The sequence below is a fragment of the Streptomyces sp. NPDC004561 genome (assembly GCF_053602155.1).
In genome coordinates this window covers 37,907-46,153 of sequence record NZ_JBSGDB010000013.1, presented here as the reverse complement: position 1 = coordinate 46,153, position 8,247 = coordinate 37,907, and the positions used below count along the sequence as shown (strand labels likewise).

The window sequence follows — 8,247 nt, the reverse complement described above, 5'->3', positions numbered from 1 at the left end:
CTGAGGGGCGGGCGCGCGTCGCACTGAGGTGCGCCGTCTGGACCTGGCGGACCTGGACTCGGTGCGCGAGTTCGCCGCCGGCTGGGACCGCCCGCTGGACCTGCTGATCAACAACGCGGGCGTGATGATGCTGCCGGAACAGCGCACCCGGCAGGGCTTCGAGATGCAGTTCGGCACCAACCACCTGGGGCACTTCGCGCTGACGAACCTGCTGCTGCCCCACGTCACCGACCGGGTGGTGACGGTGTCGTCCACCTATCACGCCCTGGGCGACAAGGTGATCCACTTCGAGGACGTCAACCTGCGGGGCGGCTACCACCCGACGCGGGCCTACGCCCAGTCGAAGCTGGCCAACCTCCTGTTCACCCTGGAACTCCAGCGCCGCCTGGCCGAGGCGGGCTCCCCCGTCCGCGCCCTCGCGGCCCACCCCGGCTACGCGGCCACCAACCTCCAGAGCCACGCGGCCAGCCCGCTGTCCCGGGCGGTCATGCGGCTGGGCAACGTGTTCCTCGCCCAGGACGACAAGGGCGGCGCCCTGCCCACCCTCTACGCCGCGACCCGGGATCTGCCGGGGGCGTCGTACGTCGGTCCCGACGGCCTCGGGGGGATGCGCGGCGCCCCCGCCCTGGTCGGCCGCAGCGCGGCGGCCAGCGACCCGGAGGCGGCCCGGCGGCTGTGGACGCTGTCGGAGGAGCTGACCGGGGTCGAGTGGAACGCCGTGCCCGTCAGCCGACCTTGACCTGCTGGTCCATGCCGAGCTGCTTGTGTCCGTCGACGGGGCAGTACACGTCGTACGTGCCCTTCTGCAGAGTCACCGTCAGCGAGGCCTCCTTGCCGCTCGGGATGTCGGTGGTCCGGGCGTCCCGCACGCCGGGGCCGTCGACCGACAGGGCGTGCGTGATGTGGCCGGCGTTCCGGGAGACGAAGGTGTAGGTGCCCGGGGTGAAGGACGACCGGGGCAGCTTCAGCGCGTACTCGGTCTCGGTGACCGTCACCCGGGTCCCCGAGGCCGCCGTGCTCGCCCCGGGACTCGCCGGGCCGCTTGCGTGCCCGCCGCCTCCGCCGCTTCCGCCGGAGCAGGCGGCCAGGGCCAGGACGGCGGAGAAGGCCACCGCCGTCGTACCGAGTGCCGTACGGGTCGTGGGTGCCGAGATCAGCATTGCGGCTCATCCCTTTCCGGGGGCCGCCCGCGGGCTGCCGGGACTGTCCGGGTACGCCGCGAGTGGCCGCCTATAGAGGAATACGGGTGAATGTGCTCCGGAGTTCAGTGCGCCGCGACCCCACCGGATACGGTGACCTGGACGGACTTCCCCAGGACCCACGGACCCACCATGGCGGCAGAGACGGGCGGCACCGGCCCCGTGGACTTCCGGCTCGACGGCCGTACGGCCCTCGTGACCGGCTCGGCGCGCGGGCTCGGCCTGGAGATGGCCCGCGGGCTGGCCGGGGCCGGCGCGCGGGTGGTCCTCAACGGCCGGGACCCCGCCACTCTCGAAGGGGTGGCCGCGCGGCTGCGGGACGAGGGGGGACACGCCGTCACGACCGCCGCGTTCGACGTCACGGACCGGGCGGCCACCGAGCGGGCGGTCGGGGCGCTGGGTCCCCTCGACATCCTCGTCAACAACGTCGGCCACCGCGACCGGCGGGGTCTCGCCGAGATGACGCCGGAGGAGCTGAACGCGCTGCTCGACGTCCATCTGACCTCCGCGTACGCGCTGAGCCAGGAGGTGGCCCGGGGGCTGGCCGAGCGCGGCGTCCCGGGCCGGATCATCAACGTCTCCTCGGTCGTGGGCCAGTTGGGCCGCACGGGTGACGTCGGCTACACCACCGCGAAGGCGGGCCTCGACGGCCTGACCAGGGCGCTCGCCGCGGACCTCGGCCCGAGCGGCACGACGGTGAACTCCGTCGCGCCGGGCACGTTCGCCACCGAGGTGAACGCGGAGCTGACGACGGACCCGGAGTGGGAGGCCTGGCTGCGCACCCGCACGGCCCTGGGCCGCTGGGGCCGGCCGGAGGAGATCGCAGGCATCGTCGTCTTCCTGGCGAGCGACGCGGCGTCCTTCATCACCGGTCAGACGATCGCGGTGGACGGCGGGATGACGACGACGTTCTGACGGTTCTGGGCGCTTTTCGGGTGGTTAACCCGATCCGATGCACGAGGGAGGCTCCCGGGAACGACGTCGAGTACGGTGGTCTGCACCGGCCATCGGAAGGTTTCTGCGGAAAATCTCAGTGAAGTCGGAGCGGGTTTCTCACATTCGTGAGACAGAGTGAGGGCTGATGAAGCGCATCTCACGCATCTCTGTCACCTCGCGCCCCGCGCTGCTCGGGGCTGTGGTGATGCTCGCCCTGACCTCGGCGTCCGTGGCGGCCGCCGACGACGGGCCGGGACCCTTCGGGGTCACGGCGGACGCGGTCGCGTCCAGGCGGAGCGCGCGCGTCGGCGCGCTGTTCGGCGCCGACCGGGCGGACAACCTGGCGGGCGGCCACTTCTGCACCGCCTCGGTCGTGCACAGCCCGCACGGCAACCTCATCGTCACCGCCGCGCACTGCGTGAACGGCGGCGACAGCAACCTGGTGTTCGTGCCGGGCTACCGGGACGGGCGGGCTCCCTACGGGGTGTGGAAGGTGACGCGCCGCTTTCTACCCGACGGGTGGGCCAGGGACCAGGACGAGGACAGCGACATCGCCCTGGCCGTCGTGGCGGACCAGCACGGCAGGTCGATAGAGGACGTGGTCGGCGCCAACCAGTTCGTGCCCGGGACGGCCACCGGCGCCACCGCGGTGACCGTCACCGGCTACCCGGACGGCCGCGAGGTGCCCATCCGCTGCACCAACAAACCCCGTCTGCACAGCCGTACGCAGCAGCGCATCGACTGCCCCGCCTTCGCCGCCGGCACCAGCGGCAGCCCCTGGATCAACGGCGACGGACAGGTCGTCGGCGTCCTCGGCGGCCACGAGGAGGGCGGCCTGACGGACGACATCTCGTACAGCGTGGTCCTCGGCCCGCAGGCGGCGGAGCTCTACCGGGACGCCACTTCCGCCTCCTGAGACCGCTGAGACGGCGTCACTCCGGCCGCGCCTGCTGTGAAATGCCGCCACTTCCCGACCAAATGGCTCTGAACCGCGCCCGCATGGGGGAAAGTTGAACCCGTGCGGAAGGTATGGGTGATCGGTGGGGCGGCCGTCGGGCTCGGGATGGGCTTCGTCATGCTGCTCGTCGTCGGGGTGTACGTCGTCGCCGGCAACCTGGCGGGCGGGCTGACCTCGGGGGGACGGGCGCTCGCCAAGGGTGCCGTGCCCGCCGCCTACAAGCAGCTCGTGCAGCAGTGGGGCAATCTGTGCCCGGCGCTCAGCCCCGCGCTGCTCGCGGCCCAGCTGTACCAGGAGAGCGGCTGGAACCCGACGGTCGTCAGCCCGGCCGACGCCCAGGGGATCGCGCAGTTCATCCCGAGCACCTGGGCGACGCACGGCATCGACGGCAACGGCGACGGGAAGCGGGACATCTGGGACCCGAACGACGCCATTCCGTCCGCGGCGTCGTACGACTGCGAACTCGCCAAGTACGTCAAGGACGTTCCCGGCGACGTCTCCGACAACATGCTCGCCGCCTACAACGCGGGCGCCTACCGGGTCATAAGGGCGGGCGGGGTGCCGGCCATCCACGAGACGCAGGACTACGTCAAGCGCATCCGCAGCCTGGCGGAGAGCTTCGCCGCGCCGTCCACCCGGCTCGACCCCACCCGGCAGGCCGCCGGCGCCATCACCTTCGCCCAGAAGAAGCTCGGCACCCCCTATCTGTGGGGCGGCGAGGGAACCGCCGAACAGGGCGGCCGCTTCGACTGCTCGGGCCTGACCCAGGCCGCGTACTCGAGCGTCGGGATCACCCTGCCGCGCGTGGCCAACGACCAGTACAACGCCGGCCCGCACCCCACACGCAGTCAGCTCCTGCCGGGTGACCTGGTGTTCTTCTCCACGGACCTCACCGACTCCCGCGCCATCCACCACGTGGGCATGTACGTGGGCGGCGGATACATGATCGACGCGCCGCGCACGGGGGCCGTCATCCGGTTCGACCCGATCGACAGCCCCGACTACTTCGGCGCCACCCGTGTCACCGAAGATGGCGCAAAAGCGCTCCCCACAGCGGTGTGACGGAGCGTGAACCCACAGCCTGAGCTGCGATGATGAGTCTCTCTTCGATAACGTCTGCGTGATCATTCAGTGGAGAGTGGAACGTATTGGTGGGGGCCGTGCGTTCCTGTTGACGTAGCCGAGCGGACGTCAGTACGGCAGTGCAGCGGAAGCGGATCTACACACCACCGGGGGCACGGGCGACGCACACGAGGTGCGTCCGGGAAAACGACGAAGGGGCCGCAGCACCATGGCTGTACTCGCCGAATCCGGATCGAACCCCGACGTCGAACTGCTCTACGACATCAACGGCCTGGCCAAGGACGCGCCGCACTGGTTCGACCGGGTCATGGAGTTCGTGGGCGAGTACGGCCTGCTGGTCGCGATGGTCCTGCTCGTGCTGTGGTGCTGGTGGTCCGTGCGGCGCCGCGGCGGCGAGAACGCGGCGTCCTCGGTGGCCGCGCTGGTGTGGGCGCCGCTCGCGGCCGGCATCGCGGTGCTGGTGAACATCCCCATCCGCGGCTTCGTCGAACGCCCCCGGCCGTTCGTGGACCACCAGGGGCTCGACGTCCTCGTCCCCGGCAAGACGGACTTCTCCTTCGTCAGCGACCACGCGACGATCACCATGGCGCTCGGGGTGGGCCTCTTCGTCGCCAACCGGCGGTTCGGCGTCGCGGGGATCGCCCTCGCGCTGCTGGAGGGCTTCTGCCGTGTGTACATGGGCGTCCACTACCCGACCGACGTCGTCGGCGGCTTCGCCCTCGGCACGGCGGTCGCGCTGCTGCTGTCCCCGCCGGCCACGGCGCTGCTCACCCCGCTGACGCGGGCGGTGGAGCGCTCGCCGCGGGCGGGGTGGATCGTGCGGCGCCGGTCCCCGGCCGGGGACCGGCAGGAGGCGCTGGTGCCGGGCGCACGCCGGCCGGTCGAGTCCGAGGAACGGGACCTGGCCGCGTAGCCGCCCGCTACAGGCCCTGCCCGTACGAGAAGAAGCGGTTCGGGTCGTACTGCTGCTTCACCCTGCCCAGGCGTGACACCGCGTCCCCGTAATAGGCGGTGCGCCAGTTCGTCAGCGTCGGGTCCGTGTAGTTCTGGTAGGCGGCGCCGGAGGCGTAGGGGGCCATGGCGCTGTGGGCCGAGGTGAGCCAGGCCTGGGCGGTCGCGCCGGAGGCCCCCGCGCCCCAGGAGGCGATGTACTGGGCGAGCATCCGGGAGCGGCGGTGCACGAAGGCCGTGGCCGTGGGCGAGACGCGGTTGACCGCGCCGCCGAGGGCGGTGAAGGCGATGCTGCCCGCGCCGCCGCGTACCGAGCCGATCTGCCGCAGCGCGGTCTGGATGCCCGCGGCGGACAGCGAGCGGTCGAAGAAGTCGGAGCGGGCCGCGTAGGTCTCGCGGCCGAGCCTGCCCTGCGGGGACCGGCCGGGGGTCGAGCCCGGCAGATGGCACTGGGGCTCGGTGGAGAAGGAGGAGCAGCCGGCGTAGATCTCCATCGCCTCCTCGTAGCCCCGGCGGCGCAGGGAGACGGAGGAGGCGTTCGCGCCGGCCTGGTGGGCCAGGCGGTCCACGGCGTTCTGCAGCTCGCCGTAGGTGCCGAGGGAGAAGCAGGCCACGGAGACGCTCGGGGTGCGGCCCGGCGCGCACTCCAGGTGCAGGGAGGACCAGATCTCGTCGGGCCGGCTCGGGCCCCACTCCTGCCAGGCCTTGAGGACGGACGCGGCCTTGGCCCAGGGCCAGGTCATGTACGCGGTCACCGCCTGCGGCGCGGGGTGGGTCCTGAACTGCAGCTCGGTGACGACGCCGAAGTTGCCGTTGCCCGCGCCGCGCAGCGCCCAGAAGAGGTCGGAGTGGTTCTTGGCGTCCGCGGTCACCTGGGTGCCGTCCGCCGTGATCACCGTCGCCTGGGTGAGGCTGTCGCAGGTCAGGCCGTAGGCGCGGGAGGCGACGCCGTGGCCGCCGCCGAGCACCAGGCCGGAGACGCCGACCGTGGGGCAGGAGCCCGCGGGTATGGTCACGCCCTTGGCCGCGAGCGCCCGGTAGACGTCGATCAGCTTGGAGCCGGCGCCGACCACCGCCTGGCCGCCGCCGGCCCGGATCCGGTTCAGCCGGGAGACGTCGAGGATCAGGCGGCCGTCGCCGGAGGAGTAGCCCGCGTAGGAGTGGCCGCCGTTGCGTATCGCCACCTTCAAATGGTGGGCCTGGGCGTACGCCAGGGTCGTACGGATGTCACCGGCGTGGGCGACGTAGGCCACCGCGGCGGGCCTCAGGCCGTCGAAGCGGGTGTTGTACAGCTGGTGGGCCGTCTGCCAGCTCGCGTCGCCGGGCCGTACGAGGGTGCCGTCCAGGTCATGGGCGAGGGCGGTCCAGTTCGCGGCGGCGGTCGCGCTGGTGGTCTTCAGCGACGTAAGAGAGGATGAGGTCGCCCCGGCCGTGCCCGACGGGTGCGCCGGGGCCGCGGCGGAGTGGCCCCCGCCCGTACCGCACGCGGTCAGTGCCGTCGTCGCCAGGGCGGCCGCGCCGCCCGAGATGAACGTACGCCGTTCCATGTGTCCGTCGCCTTTCCTCGGCTCTCCTGGAACGAGACGACGGCGCGCACAACAGGGTTCCCCCGTTCGAGTGACGAACGCCGAATACGTGTTCGTGTAACACGACCGTCGGGACCGGCGCGTGCTCTCCCCGTAAGCATTCCGTGACCTCACCGGGCCGACGGCAGGGGTTCACCCGTCGTTCACTTACGGCCTTCGGCGGCTTCACCTGTTCTGCCTAATTTCGGCCGTGCACGGTGCGGAGTGCGGCCCTACGGGCGCTCCTCGCACTCACTTACCTCGCACGCCGCCGACAGCGGCGGCTCCTGGAAGGAACTTCCGAAAGTGATGCTTCAGCGCAAGAACCGGCTGCGCGCCCTTTCCCTCGGTGCTGTCGCCGTGACCGGCGCCCTGGCCCTGACGGCGTGCGGCTCCAACGACACCGGTGGCGGTTCCAAGGCGTCGGGCAACCCGTCCTCGGCGACGAACGCCAGCTCGATCAAGTGTGACAACGCCAAGGGTCAGCTGCTGGCGGACGGCTCCTCCGCGCAGAAGAACGCGATCGACGCGTGGGTGAAGAACTTCTCCCAGGCTTGTGGTGTGCAGATCAACTACAAGGGCGGCGGCTCCGGCGCCGGTGTCACCGCGTTCACGCAGGGCCAGGTCGCCTTCGCCGGTTCCGACTCCGCGCTGAAGCCGGCCGAGGTCGCGGCTTCCAAGAAGATCTGCACCGGTGGCGGCCAGGGCATCGACCTGCCGATGGTCGGCGGCCCGATCGCCCTCGGTTACAACGTCCCGGGTGTCGACAACCTGGTCCTGGACGCGCCGACGCTCGCCCAGATCTTCGACAGCAAGATCACCAACTGGAACGACCCGGCGATCAAGAAGCTGAACCCCTCGGCGAAGCTCCCCGACCTGAAGATCCAGGCCTTCCACCGCTCGGACGAGTCCGGCACCACGGACAACTTCACCAAGTACCTGATCGCCTCCACCCCGGCCAACTGGAAGTACTCCGGCGGCAAGGCCTGGCAGGCCAAGGGCGGCCAGTCCGCTCCGCAGTCCGCGGGTGTGGCCCAGCAGGTGAAGCAGACCTCCGGCGCCATCGGCTACTTCGAGCTGTCGTACGTCCAGGACGGCATCAAGGCCGTCTCCATCGACACGGGTGCCAGCAAGCCCGTCGCGCCCAGCACCGACAGCGCCACCGCCGACATCGCCGCCGCGAAGGTCGTCGGCACCGGCCAGGACCTGTCCCTGAAGCTGGACTACAAGACCAAGGCCGAGGGCGCCTACCCGATCACCCTGGTCACGTACGAGATCGTCTGCGACAAGGGCAACAAGCCCGACACCCTGCCCGCCACCAAGGCCTTCCTGAACTACATCGCCAGCGAGGACGGCCAGAAGGTCCTCTCGGGCATCGGCTACGCGCCGGTCCCCGACGCGATCATCAGCAAGGTTCGCACCACCATCGCGGGCCTGAGCTGACCTGATCCGAGAGTGCGGCCCGGTTCCCACGGCCTTCCGCGGGCCGGGCCGCACCGTCCGGTGCACCGCCGCCAAGAGTCGTGAACCCCGGTGGGTGAGCGGCTCCGCAGAC

7 protein-coding genes and 1 pseudogene are annotated in these 8,247 nt (G+C 71.2%); 6 read left to right on the top strand and 2 right to left on the bottom strand.

Annotated elements, in window-relative coordinates:
- Positions 1–22 precede the first annotated feature (22 nt).
- Positions 23–739, top strand: a pseudogene (locus ACWEN3_RS03425) (SDR family NAD(P)-dependent oxidoreductase); the annotation flags it as partial.
- Here the strand turns inward: ACWEN3_RS03425 and ACWEN3_RS03420 are convergent.
- Complete coding sequence (locus tag ACWEN3_RS03420; protein ID WP_452965082.1) at positions 726–1,160, bottom strand: cupredoxin domain-containing protein; 435 nt, start codon at positions 1,158–1,160, stop codon at positions 726–728. The pseudogene ACWEN3_RS03425 and the gene ACWEN3_RS03420 sit on opposite strands and share 14 nt — an antisense overlap.
- A gap of 171 nt (positions 1,161–1,331) precedes the next feature.
- Between ACWEN3_RS03420 and ACWEN3_RS03415 the strand changes: the two genes are divergently transcribed.
- From ACWEN3_RS03415 to ACWEN3_RS03400, 4 genes are all read left to right on the top strand, one after another.
- The gene (locus tag ACWEN3_RS03415; protein ID WP_452965080.1) at positions 1,332–2,114 is read left to right on the top strand and encodes an SDR family oxidoreductase; all 783 of its coding nucleotides are present in this window, start codon (positions 1,332–1,334) and stop codon (positions 2,112–2,114) included.
- 166 nt (positions 2,115–2,280) lie between these two features.
- Complete coding sequence (locus ACWEN3_RS03410; protein WP_452965078.1) at positions 2,281–3,051, top strand: trypsin-like serine peptidase; 771 nt, start codon at positions 2,281–2,283, stop codon at positions 3,049–3,051.
- Positions 3,052–3,198: 147 nt separating this feature from the next.
- Complete coding sequence (locus ACWEN3_RS03405; protein ID WP_452965088.1) at positions 3,199–4,155, top strand: bifunctional lytic transglycosylase/C40 family peptidase; 957 nt, start codon at positions 3,199–3,201, stop codon at positions 4,153–4,155.
- Positions 4,156–4,384: 229 nt separating this feature from the next.
- Positions 4,385–5,089 (top strand): phosphatase PAP2 family protein, encoded by a 705-nt coding sequence (locus tag ACWEN3_RS03400; protein ID WP_452965075.1) that lies wholly within the window; start codon positions 4,385–4,387, stop codon positions 5,087–5,089.
- Between the two features lie 7 nt (positions 5,090–5,096).
- On the opposite strand, the gene ACWEN3_RS03395 is transcribed toward ACWEN3_RS03400, so the two are convergent.
- On the bottom strand, positions 5,097–6,674 hold the full coding sequence (locus ACWEN3_RS03395) for an FAD-binding oxidoreductase (protein WP_452965073.1): 1,578 nt from the start codon (positions 6,672–6,674) through the stop codon (positions 5,097–5,099).
- Positions 6,675–6,998: 324 nt separating this feature from the next.
- Between ACWEN3_RS03395 and pstS the strand changes: the two genes are divergently transcribed.
- The gene (gene pstS / locus ACWEN3_RS03390) at positions 6,999–8,135 is read left to right on the top strand and encodes a phosphate ABC transporter substrate-binding protein PstS (protein WP_452965071.1); all 1,137 of its coding nucleotides are present in this window, start codon (positions 6,999–7,001) and stop codon (positions 8,133–8,135) included.
- Positions 8,136–8,247: the final 112 nt, after the last annotated feature.